Raw genomic sequence first — 14,333 nt, 5'->3', positions numbered from 1 at the left:
GCAACGGGATCGTTCGGTCCTGACGCGTCCTCATTGACGAGGCCCGGAAACGACCCAGCCCACCTGACCGATGCGGCTGGGCGGGCTGGGAGCGCCCTCGCGGGGCGCACAGAAGAGGGGAGCGATGGCGCTCAGGCGAGCGCAGCGGATCCCATCGACGGGGGCACGTGCGCGCCGTGACCTGCAGACAGGAGAGCCTGACGCAGCGCCGTCATCGCGCTATCGAGCTCCTCATCGGTGGCCGGCGCTGCCTTCGAGAGCAGCACGTCGGACTCATCGCGCAGGGGAATCACGTGCAGGTGCGTGTGGGGGACCTCGAAGCCTGCGATGACGAGGCCGGCGCGCGGCACATCGAAAGCGGTCTTCTGGGCGAGGCCGATTGCGCGCGCCACCTTCATGAGGTGCGCGGCTACATCGGAAGGGGCGTCAGTCCACGCCTCGTAGGGGGTGCGCGGAACGACGAGGACGTGCCCCGGAGACGTCGGCTCGATCGTTGCGAAGGCGACACACAGGTCGTCTGCCCACACGAAGCGTCCGGGCCAGACGCCCGTGATGATGTTTTCAAAGACAGTGCTCATGCGACTATTGTCACCTATTCGCGCCCGCTTCGGAAGCTCATCGCATCCGGCGGGGCGCGCGGGCGTGAACTACCCTGGTGGGGAGTATTGTTACGCGACCCATCGTTAAGCGAGGAACGCACAGATGAGCGAAAATCCGCAGAGTGCCCCGGCCCAGCGCTACACCGCTGAGCTCGCAGGCCAGATCGAGACGAAGTGGCAGGACCACTGGGAGGAGCTGGGCACGTTCTATGCGGACAACCCCACGGGTGAACTGGCTGGCCCGCTGGCCTCCCGCAAGCCCTACTTCATTCTCGACATGTTCCCCTACCCCTCGGGTAAGGGCCTGCACGTGGGTCACCCGCTGGGTTACATCGCGACCGATACGCTCGCGCGCTACCGCCGCATGAAGGGCGACAACGTCCTGTACACGATGGGCTACGATGCGTTCGGCCTGCCCGCCGAGCAGTACGCCGTCCAGACCGGTCAGCACCCGGCTATCACGACGAACCAGAACATCGCGAATATGCGCCGCCAGCTGCGCCGCATGGGCCTGTCCCACGACTCGCGCCGCTCCTTTGCGACGACCGACATCGAATACGTCCACTGGACGCAGTGGATCTTCCTGCAGGTCTTCAACTCGTGGTTCGATCCCGACGCGACGGCCCCCGACGGCTCCCAGGGCGCGGCCCGTCCGATTTCCGAGCTGATCGCCAAGCTTGAGTCCGGCGAGATTCGCCCGGAGGACGGCTCCGACTACAACTCGCTCGACCGCGCGGCTCAGGCGAAGGTCGTCGACTCCTACCGCCTCGCCTACGTGTCCGAGGCCCCCGTCAACTGGTGCCCCGGCCTGGGCACGGTTCTGGCGAATGAAGAGGTCACCGCGGACGGTCGCTCCGAGCGCGGCAACTACCCGGTCTTCAAGCGCAACCTGCGCCAGTGGATGATGCGCATCACCGCCTACGGTAAGCGCCTCGCCGACGACCTCGACACGATCAATTGGCCCGAGAAGGTGCGCACGATGCAGCGCAACTGGATCGGCCGCTCGGAGGGCGCGACCGTGCGCTTCGACGTGCCCGGTGCGCGCGAGGCCGGCGCCTGCCTCGACTCCCTCGACGTCTACACGACGCGCCCCGACACGCTGTTCGGCGCGACCTTCATGGTCGTCGCCCCCGAGCACCCGATCCTCGGCGGAACCGTCGGCGGCGACGCCGGGGACGAGGCCGCGCTCACCCTGCCCGCCTCCTGGCCCGAGGGCACGAAGGACGCCTGGACGGGCGGCGCCGCCTCCCCCGCGGCGGCCGTTGCCGCCTACCGCGCCCAGGCCGCAGCCAAGTCCGAGGCCGAACGCGCCGACGAGGAACGCACCAAGACCGGCGTGTTCACCGGCCTGTTTGGCATCGACCCCGTCAACGGCCGCGAGATCCCGATCTTCGTCGCCGACTACGTCCTGTGGGGCTACGGCACCGGCGCCATCATGGCCGTGCCCGCCCACGACGACCGCGACTGGGCGTTCGCCCGCGCCTACGAACTCGACATCGTGCGCACGATCGGCCCCGCGGACGACCCCCACGGTCCCGACCTCGAGGCCGGCGCGTACACGGGTGACGGCGTCGCCGTGGACTCCGCGAACGATGAGATCGACCTCAACGGCCTCGCCAAGGACGAGGCCAAGGCCGCCATGATCGAGTGGCTGGTTGCCAAGGGCCTCGGCCACGCCACCGTCACCTACCGCCTGCGCGACTGGCTCTTCAGCCGTCAGCGCTACTGGGGCGAGCCCTTCCCGATCGTGTGGGACGAGGACGGTGTGGCGCACGCCCTGCCCGAGGAGATGCTCCCAGTCGAGCTGCCCGAGGTCAGCGACTACAGCCCGCGCACCTTCGATCCGGACGACGCCGATTCGTCTCCCGAGGCTCCGCTGGGTCGCGCCGAGGAATGGGTGAATGTCACCCTCGACCTGGGTGATGGTCCCAAGCGCTACCGCCGCGAGACGAACACGATGCCGCAGTGGGCGGGCTCGTGCTGGTACGAGATGCGCTACACCGACCCGACGAACGCGAAGCGTTTCGCCGGCGAGGAGAACCTCGCGTACTGGATGGGTCCGCGCGAGGGCAAGGTCAGCGGCGGCACCGACATGTACGTCGGCGGCGTCGAGCACGCTGTCCTGCACCTGCTCTACTCGCGCTTTTGGCAGAAGGTCCTCTTCGACCTGGGACACGTGCCGGACTCCGAGCCCTACCACACGCTCTTCAACCAGGGCTACGTCCAGGCCTACGCCTACACGGACTCGCGCGGCCAGTACGTGCCCGCCGACGAGGTCGAGGGCGACGAGACCAACGGCTTCACCTATAAGGGCGAGCCCGTGGGCCGCGAGTACGGCAAGATGGGCAAGTCCCTGAAGAACATCGTCACTCCCGACGAGATGTACGACGCCTACGGTGCCGACGTCTTCCGCGTGTACGAGATGAGCATGGGTCCCCTCGACCTCTCGCGTCCGTGGGAGACCCGTGCGGTCGTCGGCTCCCAGCGTTTCCTCCAGCGCCTGTGGCGTAACGCCGTCGACGAGGAGACCGGCGAGGTCACCGTGTCCGATGAGCCCTCGGACGACAAGACGCGTCGCCTCGTGGCTCGCACGATCGCCGAGGTCACCGAAGAGTACGAGAACCTGCGCATCAACACCGCGATCTCCAAGCTCATCGTCCTGAACAATCACCTGACCAGCCTGGATGTCGTCCCGCGTGACGCGATCGAGCCTCTGATCCTCATGCTCGCCCCGGTCGCCCCGCACCTGTGCGAGGAGCTGTGGAGCCGCCTGGGTCACGTATCCTCGCTGGCTCGCGAGCCCTTCCCGGTCGTCGAGGATGCCTCGCTGCTGGTCGAGGACACTGTCACGGCCGTCGTCCAGGTCAACGGCAAGGTGAAGGCCCGCATCGAGGTCGCCCCCTCAATCTCCGAGGAGGACCTCGTCGCTGCTGCCCTGGCCGAGGCACCGATCGTCAAGGCCCTCGGCGGCGCGGAGCCCCTCAAGGTGATCGCCCGCGCGCCGAAGCTGGTCAACGTCGTCGTCAAGAAGTGAGGTCGCATGCCTGAAGGCGATGCAGTCCGTCGCCTAGCCGGTACCCTCGACGAGCTTTTCGTCGGGGGTATCGTCTCGGCGTCGTCCCCGCAGGGGCGCTTCGCGTCCTCCGCAGCCCTCCTCGACGGCTGGGTCATGCAGAGGGTACGAGTGCACGGTAAGCACATGTTCATTGGTTTCGTCCCGCCCACCCCGGGTGAGATGTACGAGGCAGGGGTGGCCCTCCTCGAGGGTGCCGCCGCCGGTAGTGGGGAACCCATCCTCGGCGAGGATGCCCCGTGGCCGGACCGCTGGGTGCATATCCACCTGGGCTTGTACGGCTGGTGGCGCTTCAACGGCGATGAGACCGTCGTCGACGAGGGCCACGGCGTTGCTCACCGTATCCCCAACGTCCAAAAGGGGGAGTGGAACGGCCACTCTGAGACCCGCTGGGGCGAGGGCTTCGGCGAGGTCAAGGTCGGCGAATGGGAGCCTCCAGAGCCGGTCGGTGCCGTGCGGCTACGGGTGTTCAACGACCACGCGGTCGCTGACCTGATCGGACCGAATCGCTGCGACCTCATTACCGATGAAGAGCGCATCAAGGCGGAAGCGAAGCTGGGGCCGGATCCCCTGGACGCCGGGGCGCGCTCCGATACCCAGGCCATGGAGCGTTTCGCCCAGGTGGCCCATTCGAAGAAGCGCGCGATCGGCGAGATCGTCATGGATCAGTCGATCATCGCGGGCGTGGGCAACATCTACCGCGCCGATGCCCTCTTCCTTGCGGGTATTTCGCCGCATCGCAAGGGCGCGAATATTTCGATCAAGCGCCTGCGCGAGCTGTGGGTCCTCATCTGTGACCTCATGAACCGCGGCCTGGCAGCCGGTCGCCTGGACACGATGGACCCGGAGGAGGCCCCCAACCCGCCGATCGAGGGGGACGAGGAGGCCTCGCGCTGGTACGTGTATCACCGTACGGACCGGCCGTGCCTGCGTTGCGGGGCGCCGATACGCGAGGCGCTCATGCAGAACCGGCGTCTGTTCTGGTGTCCGTCCTGCCAGCGCTGAGCGCGCGAACATGCGTCAGGGGAGTGCGGGCCGACAGGCTCGCACTCCTCGCCCTCTGTCAGGCGATCTCTTCGAATCCGAGCACCGAGTAGAGTTCGCGGGCTCCGCCGTGACGCCTGTCGAGGCGCAGCGCGAGAGAGTCGAATCCCCACTGCGAGCAGCGCGTGGCGACCTCTGAGACGAGGGCTGTCGCGATGCCGCGCCTGCGGTAGTCGGGAGCGACGATCAGGTCGACGACGAAGGGTCCGTCGGGAGCGTCGTCCCAGGGGGATTCACGCACGACGAGGATTGCTCCGATGAGCGTTCCCCCGTCCCACGCGCCGATGAACGAGTCTTCCGTGGTCGCCCCGAATGCGCCCTCGAACGTCAGGCGTAGTTCCTCGGAGGTTTCCATGAGCGCCTCGGGCGTGACGTCGTCGTCGTACGCCTCGAGGGTGAGCACCGCGAGCGCGGGGATGTCGAATGTCGTGAGCGTGGCGATCTCAATACCCTGGGGGCGATTCGCCGCTGACAACGCGTCCAGTGGGGCATGTAGAGTTCGAGCTTCCATAAACCAACTATAGGTGAGGGCGCTCACTTTGTCACGGCTCTTGAACGGATTCTCACAGACTACCGGTGACGAGGGCGAATACCTCTCAGATGTAGAGGGCGGGCTCCTCGAAGAAGTAGTTGGGATCGACGATCAGATCGCGGTCGCGCGTGTCCTTCTCGGGCTTGGGGAGCAGGCGCGCGGGCACGCCGATCGCGACGTTCCCGCAGGGTACGTCCTTGACGACGACGGCGTTCGCGCCGATCTTGACGCCGGTGCCCACGGTGATGGGGCCCAGAACCTTGGCACCGGCACCGATCATCACGTGATCTCCGACGGTGGGGTGGCGCTTACCCGGAGTCATGGCGACGCCTCCCAGGGTGACTCCGTGGAAGATGACGACGTCGTTGCCGACCTCGGCCGTCTGTCCGATGACCACACCCGTCGCGTGGTCGATAAAGACCCGTCGCCCGATGGTGGCCTCGGGGTGGATGTCTACGCCGGTGACGGCGCGGGCCATGGAGGACAGGATGCGTGCGGGGGTGCGGGCACCGTTGGCCCACAGGGCGTGGGAGACGCGGTGAGTCCACAGCGCGTGTACGCCCGGGTACGTCAGGGCGATCTCCAGGGCGGAGGTGGCCGCTGGGTCGCGGCGCTGAGCCGTCACGAGGTCCTCGCGAAAGAGTCCGAGCGCCTTGGTGGGCAGGGCGCGCGATAGGGTCTTCGACAGGGCGCGTACGGTGAGCTTCACTTCGGTCCTCCTGGATGGTCGACTGGGTCGGGAACGCACAGGTGGCCCCGGATATTCCATCCGAGGCCACCTTAGCGCGTCAACTGTGAGCGATCAGTCCTCGAGGCCGGCGAAGAGCGCGGTCGAGAGGTAACGCTCACCCGTGTCGGGCAGGAGCGTGACGATCTTCTTGCCCGCCAGCTCGGGACGAGCGGCGACGGCGGCCGCCCCCGCCAGTGCAGCGCCCGAGGAGATGCCCACGAGCAGGCCCTCTTCGGCGGCGGCGCGGCGAGCGAACTCGAGTGCCTTGGCGGTCTCGACCGAGATGACCTCGTCGATCAGGGAGGCGTCGTAGGTGTCGGGCACGAAGTTGGGCATGAGGCCCTGGATGCCATGCGGGCCGGGGGTACCGCCGGTCAGCAGGGGAGACTCGGCGGGCTGAACGGCGATGATGCGCACGTTCGGGTTCTTCTCCTTGAGGACCTTCGCGACGCCCGAGATCGTTCCGCCCGTGCCAACGCCCGCGACGAACACGTCGACCTGGCCATCGGTGTCGGCCCAGATTTCTTCGCCCGTGTGCGCCACGTGGGCCGCCGGGTTGGCGGGGTTGGTGAACTGGGAAGCGATGATGGCGCCGGGACGCTCGGATGCGATGCGCTCGGCCTCGGCGACGGCGGCGGAGACGCCGCCCTTCGGGTCGGTGAGAACCAGCTCGGCACCGAAGGCGCGCACGATCGCGCGGCGCTCGACGGACATCGATGCGGGCATGACGATGACGACCTTGTAGCCGCGGGCAGCGCCCACCATCGACAGGGCGATACCCGTGTTGCCGGACGTGGCCTCGACGATGGTGCCGCCGGGGGCGAGTGCGCCCGCAGCCTCCGCTGCGTCGATGATCGAACGGGCGATGCGATCCTTCACGGAGGAGGCGGGATTGAAGGCCTCGACCTTAGCGACCACGTCAACGCCGTCGCCGGCCACGTGGTTGATGCGGACGAGGGGCGTGCCGCCGATCAGATCGGCAACGGTGGAGGCAATACGAGCCATGAGGGGTCCTTCCATAGGCAGGTGTACCCCTGAATTGTCATACCCTGGTCGGATCCTCGTCTAGTTCAACCCGACGTGTTTCCACGTAGCGAAACTTTGCAACACCCGACGAGGCCTGGGCCAGGCACGCGTCAATGGCGTCTCGGTCGCTCGGATCGATCGCAATGCGCAGCGTGACGTCCGCGCCCCAGATCGTGTCCACGATCGTGGCCCCGCGGGCTCGCAGTTCGGCCTCGATGCGACCCGCGTCCCCGGGATCCAGCTGGGTTTCGAGAACATCGCGCCCGACCAGGTAGGCAATGGGAGCTTGTGCTACGGCTTCGGACACGGACGTGGAGTAAGCACGTACGAGGCCTCCTCCGCCCAGGAGGATGCCGCCAAAGTAACGCGTGACGACGGCAGTGGCGTTCCACGTATCGGAGGCGCGCAGTGCCTCCAACATGGGTGTGCCCGCCGTGCCCGAGGGCTCACCGTCATCCGATGAATGCTGCAAAGGGGCGGCATCCGGCGGGTCGATCAGGTATGCGGAGCAGTTGTGGCGCGCCTGCGGGTGCTCAGACTTGACTGCGTCGATGAGCTCGCGTGCCTCCTCCGGGGTATCCGTCCTGGCGAGCGTCGTAATAAACCGGGAACGCTTAATCTCGATCTCGTGGGTGAGGAGCGTGCCGGAGGCGAGCGTGCGAAGAACGGACATGCGCCCAGTCTACCGAGAGCTCGCGCCCGCCCGTCTGTAACCAGGATCGCAGGCTCGGAAGGCATCGCGATGTGCTTGAGCGCGCTGTTCGTGGTAGTCTTGTCGGGTTGTCGCCGTGCGCCCGCGTGGCGCACCGATCAGAATAGTCGTCGAGAAAGAAGAGGAGCGGTAAGACATGGCAGTTCCCAAGCGCAAGATGTCCCGTGCGAACACCCGCACCCGCCGGTCTACCTGGAAGGCTGATCTTACCGAGCTGAACACCGTCAAGGTTGCCGGCCGTGAGATCCGCGTGCCCCGCCGCCTGGCCAAGGCCTACAAGAACGGCCTCCTGGACGTCGAGGGCTGACCTCGCTTCCACACACGGGCCCGGGACTTGTCGTCCCGGGCCTTTGTCATGCCCGCAATTTCTGAGTGTGAGTCGTCGGCCCCTGCGATCGGCGGCGCGCGCCCAAAGAGAAGACCCGAGAAGGAACGCACATGAGCCTGCCGACGACCATCCTTACTATGAGCGGGGGAGTGGGCCACGGCCTCGTCGCAGCATCCGCAACCGGAGGTACCGCGGACGCCATCGTCTCTCTCTTCCTGATCGCCGCCTCCGCTGCCCTCGCACCCCTGCTCTCGTCGCTCACCCACAAGCGTGTGCCTGACGTCGTCTGGCTCCTGATCTTCGGCGTGTTTATCGGGCCGAGCGTTCTCGGACTGGCATCCGTTACCGAGCCGATCTCGCTGTTCCGCGAGGTCGGCATGGGCATGCTCTTCCTGATCGCGGGCACCGAAATCGATGTGCAAGAGGTCCACGGGCGAGCCGGTCGGCGCTCGCTGTTCACCTGGCTGGTGTGCTTCGGTATCGGCCTGGCCGTGTCTTGGGCTGCTGTCGCCGCGTCGGGTACCACCGGGGTCTCCGCAGCCACGTACATCGCGCTGGCGATCGCACTGACCTCAACGGCGCTAGGCACCCTCCTGCCCATCCTCATGGAGGCCGGCGTCATGGGCACCGCGATCGGCAAAGCAGTCCTCGTTCATGGTGCCGTCGGCGAGCTCGCCCCCATTATTGCCATGTCGCTGCTGCTCTCCGCCCGTAGCCCCTGGGCCTCGGCGATTATTCTGCTCGTGTTCGCGGTGGCGTCGGTTGTCGCCGTCGCCATTCCGACGCGTTTCATCCTGAAGCATCCCGCGTTGGGGCGGACGATCCTGCACGGGGCGCAGACCTCGCAAAAGACGCTCATGCGCGTCGTCATGGTTGTCCTCACCGGCCTCATGGCCCTGTCTGCGGTCATGGAGTTGGACATGGTGCTCGGCGCATTCGCGGCCGGCATCATCGTGCGCGCGCTGGCGCCTGGAAACTTTACGATGGTCGAGGGAGAGCTGCGCACCCTCGGCTTCTCGTTCCTGATTCCGATCTTCTTCGTGACTTCGGGTATGAACATTTCGCTGAGCGCCGTCGCGGGCTATCCGTTCCTGCTCGTCGCCTTCGTTGGCGCGATCCTCGTGGTGCGCGGTGCGCCCATCGTCCTGATGGAACGGTTCCACGGTTCGATTGAGCGCGTCGGTTGGACGGACGCGACATGTATCGGACTGTACGGCGCGACGGGCCTGCCCATCATCGTCGCCGTCACCGAGCTGGGAGTTACGACGGGTGTTCTGCCCTCGTGGCTGGCATCCCTGCTGGTTGTTGCTGGCGCGATGTCCGTGCTGCTTTTCCCGCTGCTCGCGTTCCTGCTTGGGCGCGCTGGTGGAAAGGCGCGCTAACCTCCGCTAGTCTTACAGACGGCGCGACGCGCCACGCCTCCGTAGCTCAATGGATAGAGCAAGGGCCTTCTAATCCCGAGGTTGCAGGTTCGAGTCCTGTCGGAGGCGCCAGCTTGTGATGCGGGTGCTCGCCACGAAGTATCGTTGGTGGTCGTTATGTGGCCGCCCGAACCGGAGCAGCGTGGCATAATGGGGGGAGCCGAACAGTTGCCGCTGTTCGACTCCCCGGTTTCCGGGATGGTCTTAGCTCCCCATCAGGGTGCTAAGCAGGAATGCAATCGCCCAGATCAGCTGCGGCAGTGTCGTGATCACTGCTACAGCGATCTGGGCTTTCTGCTTCCTGTCACAACCTCGCCGCCGTCGAGGCTGGCGATGGTCTTTAGCCATTGCCCAGTCACCTCCTCTCATCGGAACCGCTCCCCGGCAGGAATACAGGCGTCCCGGGGCGGTGCCGTGGAGGCAGCTCTATCGTCCCACTGTGTACAGTCATCTCGGGTTAGGGTTAAAGGGTTATAGGACACTACGTGTTGCTGGAGTGTTGACTTTTCGTTGTGCTGGTGCGGGAAAATCAATATTGAAGGTGGTTGTTTCATCGTGGGGTTATGAATACCCCAAATGCCCGGCGTGTGGATGAATACGTGGTCGAACGTGTGGTCGAACGCGTGGCCCGGTATGGGCGCTCAGGTTCAGGGGTGCAGTTCAAGAGCTGACCAGCCGGGGTGCCGATAAACGCCGGTGAGTCGTCGTGATAACGGGTGTGCGCGGCGGGGCTGCCTCGCGCATGTGGATAGGCTACGACGATGTGGATAGGTTACGACGATGTGGATAGGTTAATAACCTATCCGTATGTGCATAACCTATCCGTATGCGCATAACCTATCCGCGAACGCGCCCGATGAAGTGTGCGGCGGGGCCCAAGCGGAACTTCGGATACGATCCCGTGCAGCACCGCGGCTCAGGAGCGCAGTCCGACCCGTGGGATGCGGGTGGGGCAGGCCTGCGCCTCCGAGTGCAGCTCGCCGCGCGTGTGTCTAGCACGCTCACAGGCCGTGCGCCGATGTGAAGCCTCGTGGGGCAAAGCCAATACGAATGACCATCATCCTCACTGTCGACGTGAGACGGGCGCTGTCACAAACTCCCGTTCCGTGGACCCCTCCTGCGTCACCCACGCGAAGGCGGACATACTGGGGGCATGAACGCACGAACGAACATCACCCGTCGCATGTGCGGGTCCATTCGTGCCCGAATGTGCAGCTGACGCCGACGTCCGCCATTCCTTAGGCTCGACCCCACTGCCAAAACCCGCGCCGATGCGCACCCATGTGGGGGATAGCCGCAACACGAGAGTTTCATCGTGCCCTTCTCCGACGACGAATACGCCTGTCCCTGCACCCACGACCACGAGCCCACGCTCCTGTCCTTCGAGGTCATGCCCCCGCGCAAGCCCTCCCTGGAACAGCCCTTCTGGAACACGGTTGACCAGCTGCTGCGCGTGCGCCCCGACTTCATGTCGGTTACCTACGGCGCCGGCGGCAAGGACCGCTCCAATGCCCGCTCGACGGTCCATCGCCTCGTGCGTGATACGCCGATCCAGCCGATCGCGCACCTGACCTGCGTGGGAAACTCGACCGAAGAGGTTGTCTCCACCGTCTACGACTACCTCGATTCGGGCGTTCGTACCTTCCTGGCTCTGCGCGGTGACCCGCCGGTGGGGCAGGACGGCTGGGAGCCCGGGCCTGGCGGCGTCGGCAGCGCCACCGAGCTCATCCACCTTATCCGCACTGTCGAAAAGCGCCGCTGTGACGCTCACCCGGGTGAGGCCCTGCGCTCCGCGTTCAAGCCGTTGACGATCGCGGTGGCCACTTTCCCTGCGGGTAATCCCGCCGCCGGAACCACGCCCGCGCAGGAAGTTGAGCGCCTCCTCGTCAAGCAGGCTGCCGGTGCTTCCTTCGCGATCACCCAGCTCTTCTGGGATGCCGAGGTCTACGCCTCCTTCGTCGAACGCGCCCGCCGCGCTGGCGTCACGATCCCGATCGTGCCCGGTCTGCTGCCGGCCACAGACCCGGCGCGCCTGCGCCGCGTCCAGGACCTCACCGGCATCGAGGTCCCCGAATACCTGCTGACGACGCTGTCCGACTATCCGCATCAGGAGGCACGCGACGAGTTCGGCGCAGTCTTCGGCTCGCGTCTCATTCACTCTGTCCTCGATGCAGGCGCGCCCGGTATCCACCTCTACACCTTCAACAAGGCCAAGCCCGTCCTGGACATCCTGGCCCTCCTGGGGGTGACGCCCGACCCGCAGAGGTCCGGTGCCTCGACCCCCGATACCCGCGCGTAGGCGCACCACCATCCACCCTGCGGCAGGGTGCGGGCCACACCCGCGCACGCCGAACGAGTAGCACACCCAAGGAGAAAACCATGTCCGCTGCGACCACGCAGTTCCCCACCGCCACGATCCTGGCCTATCCGCGTATCGGCCGTGGCCGTGAGCTCAAGCGCGCCCTCGAGGCCCGCTGGGCCGGGCGCATCACCGATGCCGAGCTAATCCAGGCCGCCAACGATCTGCGCAAGGAGAACCTCGCGCGCCTCGTCGAGCTCGGCCTGAACCCCTCCGACGCCTCCCTGGCCGACGCGCCCTCCCTGTACGACCAGGTCCTGGACGCGACCATCCTCCTGGGTGCAATCCCGCCGCGCTTCGCCGGCCGCGAGGGCCTCGACCTCTACTTCGCGCTCGCCCGCGGTGACGACAAGGTCGGCCCCGAAGAGATGACGAAGTGGTTCGACACGAACTACCACTACCTCGTTCCCGAGATCGGCCCCAACACGCCCCTGCGCTTCGCCGACGACACGATCACCCGCCGCTTCACCGACGCCCGCGAGTGGGGCTACGTGACCCGTCCCGTCCTGGTCGGTCCGGTCACCTACCTGGCCCTGGCTAAGGCCGACCCGGCTACCCCGGACTTCGACCCGCTCACCCGCATCGACGAGGCCGTGGCCGCCTACGAGGAGGCGCTGGCCTCCCTGCACGCCGCGGGCGCCCCGTGGGTCCAGCTCGACGAGCCGGCCCTCACCTCCGACAACCTCTCGCGCAGCCGCACCGAACTGGCCGAGCTGGCCGCTCGCGTCTACGAGCGCCTGGCCGCCTCTCAGAACCGTCCCCAGATCCTGCTCACTACCCCCTACGGCGACGCCTCGCACGCGGCGGCGGCCCTGGCCAAGACGGGCGTCGAGGCCCTCCACGTCGACACGCTGCGCGGCTCGCTGCCGAAGGACGCGGACCTGTCGGGCGTCACCCTCGTCGTTGGCGGCGTCGACGGCCGCTACATCTGGCGCGCCGACCTGGCCCAGCTGCGCGAGACCCTCAAGGCCGCACAGGCCCTGGGAGCCACGCGCGTCACCGTCGCCACCTCCAACTCCCTGCAGCACGTGCCCCACGACACCGCGCTCGAGACCTGGGACGACGCGACCCTCAACGAGAACCTGCACGCCTGGCTGGCCTTCGCCGACCAGAAGATCGTTGAGGTCGTCACCCTCGCCCGCGGCCTCGACGAAGGCTGGGACGCCATCGACGCCGAGGTCGCCGAGGCCACCCGCGTCCTCGAGCAGCGCGCCGCCGCCCCCGGCGTCGTGCGCCCCGAGGTCCGGGCCCGTACCGCTGCGCTGACCGACGACGACCGCGCGCGCGAGCCCTACCTCGAGCGCGAAGCCGCCCAGACCGAGCGCCTCCACCTGCCCCCGCTGCCCACGACGACCATCGGATCGTTCCCGCAGACCACTGAGATCCGTAAAGCCCGTGCCGCCAACGCCCGCGGCGAACTGTCCGACGCGGACTACGAGGCACGCATGCGCGAGGAGATTGCCTCGGTCATCGCTCTCCAGGAGGAGCTGGGTCTGGACGTCCTCGTCCACGGCGAGGCCGAGCGCAACGACATGGTCCAGTACTTCGCCGAGCTGCTCGACGGCTTCGCGGCCACGCGCAATGGCTGGGTGCAGTCCTACGGCTCGCGCTGCACGCGCCCGTCGATCCTGTGGGGCGACGTCTCGCGTCCCGCACCGATGACCGTGGGGTGGACCAGCTACGCTCAGTCGCTCACCGACAAGCCCGTCAAGGGCATGCTCACCGGTCCCGTCACGATCATCGCGTGGTCCTTCCCCCGCAACGACCTGCCGCTCGGCGAAATCGCCGACCAGATCGGCCTGGCCCTGCGCGACGAGGTCTCCGATCTCGAGGCCGCCGGCATCGCTGCCATCCAGGTCGACGAGCCCGCCCTGCGTGAGCTCCTGCCCCTGGACGCCGACCGTCACGCCGACTACCTGAACTGGTCCGTGGGATCCTTCCGCCTGGCCACCTCCTCGGTTCGACCCGACACCCAGATCCACACGCACCTGTGCTACTCCGAGTTCGGCCAGATCATCGACGCCATCAAGGGCCTGGACGCCGACGTGACGTCCATCGAGGCCGCGCGCTCGAAGATGGAGGTCGTCCCCGAACTCGCCGAGGCCGGCTTCGACCATGGCATCGGCCCCGGCGTGTGGGACATCCACGCCCCGCGCGTCCCCAGCACCGAGGAGCTCGCCGAGCTCATCGGCCTGGCCGCCGACGCCGTGCCGGTCTCGCGCCTGTGGGTCAACCCCGACTGCGGCCTCAAGACCCGCGGCTACGAGGAAACGAAGGCGTCGCTGGACAACCTTGTCTCCGCTACTCGGCAAGTGCGTGCCCAGCGCGGCCTGGAGGACTGAGCGTTCTCCTAGGCGATAGGTGAGGGGCGGGCCCGTTGGGCCCGCCCCTTTCCGTCTTTCCCGTGAACACCTGCTGTTACATAATCTCACTCTGTGAGCATTGTCTTGCTCGGAGCTAATTCGTCCGACAGACTAGAGCCATGACGACCTTCGCGAACCCCATGTGC

11 protein-coding genes and 1 tRNA gene are annotated in these 14,333 nt (G+C 66.8%); 7 read left to right on the top strand and 5 right to left on the bottom strand.

Annotated features, from left to right (window positions below; all coding sequences use genetic code 11):
- Window positions 1-131: 131 nt before the first annotated feature.
- Window positions 132-578, bottom strand: a complete 447-nt coding sequence (locus O3656_RS00585; protein ID WP_500062139.1) for an HIT family protein — start codon at window positions 576-578, stop codon at window positions 132-134.
- Window positions 579-702: 124 nt separating this feature from the next.
- On the opposite strand from O3656_RS00585, the gene O3656_RS00580 reads away from it, so the two are divergent.
- Complete coding sequence (locus O3656_RS00580; protein ID WP_500062138.1) at window positions 703-3,633, top strand: leucine--tRNA ligase; 2,931 nt, start codon at window positions 703-705, stop codon at window positions 3,631-3,633.
- A 6-nt stretch (window positions 3,634-3,639) separates the two neighbouring features.
- Window positions 3,640-4,677 (top strand): Fpg/Nei family DNA glycosylase, encoded by a 1,038-nt coding sequence (locus tag O3656_RS00575; protein ID WP_500062137.1) that lies wholly within the window; start codon window positions 3,640-3,642, stop codon window positions 4,675-4,677.
- Between the two features lie 58 nt (window positions 4,678-4,735).
- Here O3656_RS00575 and O3656_RS00570 read toward each other — a convergent pair whose 3' ends face one another.
- From O3656_RS00570 to O3656_RS00555, 4 genes are all read right to left on the bottom strand, one after another.
- Window positions 4,736-5,227 (bottom strand): GNAT family N-acetyltransferase, encoded by a 492-nt coding sequence (locus O3656_RS00570; RefSeq protein ID WP_500062136.1) that lies wholly within the window; start codon window positions 5,225-5,227, stop codon window positions 4,736-4,738.
- An 85-nt stretch (window positions 5,228-5,312) separates the two neighbouring features.
- Entirely contained in the window at window positions 5,313-5,957 is a 645-nt protein-coding gene (gene cysE, locus O3656_RS00565; protein WP_500062135.1) for a serine O-acetyltransferase, read from the bottom strand.
- A 93-nt stretch (window positions 5,958-6,050) separates the two neighbouring features.
- Complete coding sequence (gene cysK / locus O3656_RS00560) at window positions 6,051-6,983, bottom strand: cysteine synthase A (RefSeq protein ID WP_500062134.1); 933 nt, start codon at window positions 6,981-6,983, stop codon at window positions 6,051-6,053.
- Between the two features lie 37 nt (window positions 6,984-7,020).
- Window positions 7,021-7,677 carry a YigZ family protein gene (locus O3656_RS00555; protein WP_500062133.1) on the bottom strand — a complete coding sequence of 219 codons (657 nt, stop codon included), beginning with the start codon at window positions 7,675-7,677 and terminating at the stop codon, window positions 7,021-7,023.
- Between the two features lie 175 nt (window positions 7,678-7,852).
- Between O3656_RS00555 and rpmF the strand changes: the two genes are divergently transcribed.
- From rpmF to metE, 5 genes are all read left to right on the top strand, one after another.
- On the top strand, window positions 7,853-8,023 hold the full coding sequence (rpmF, locus tag O3656_RS00550) for a 50S ribosomal protein L32 (protein WP_003792889.1): 171 nt from the start codon (window positions 7,853-7,855) through the stop codon (window positions 8,021-8,023).
- A 131-nt stretch (window positions 8,024-8,154) separates the two neighbouring features.
- On the top strand, window positions 8,155-9,426 hold the full coding sequence (locus O3656_RS00545; RefSeq protein ID WP_500062132.1) for a cation:proton antiporter: 1,272 nt from the start codon (window positions 8,155-8,157) through the stop codon (window positions 9,424-9,426).
- A 35-nt stretch (window positions 9,427-9,461) separates the two neighbouring features.
- Window positions 9,462-9,537, top strand: a tRNA-Arg gene (locus tag O3656_RS00540).
- 1,243 nt (window positions 9,538-10,780) lie between these two features.
- Window positions 10,781-11,764 (top strand): methylenetetrahydrofolate reductase, encoded by a 984-nt coding sequence (locus tag O3656_RS00535; protein WP_500062131.1) that lies wholly within the window; start codon window positions 10,781-10,783, stop codon window positions 11,762-11,764.
- 80 nt (window positions 11,765-11,844) lie between these two features.
- Window positions 11,845-14,166 (top strand): 5-methyltetrahydropteroyltriglutamate--homocysteine S-methyltransferase, encoded by a 2,322-nt coding sequence (gene metE, locus O3656_RS00530; RefSeq protein ID WP_500062130.1) that lies wholly within the window; start codon window positions 11,845-11,847, stop codon window positions 14,164-14,166.
- Window positions 14,167-14,333 lie beyond the last annotated feature (167 nt).

It is taken from the genome of Pauljensenia sp. 27098_8_83 (assembly GCF_041432695.1).
GTDB lineage: Bacteria > Actinomycetota > Actinomycetes > Actinomycetales > Actinomycetaceae > Pauljensenia.
This window is presented reverse-complemented; position numbering and strand designations above follow the sequence as displayed.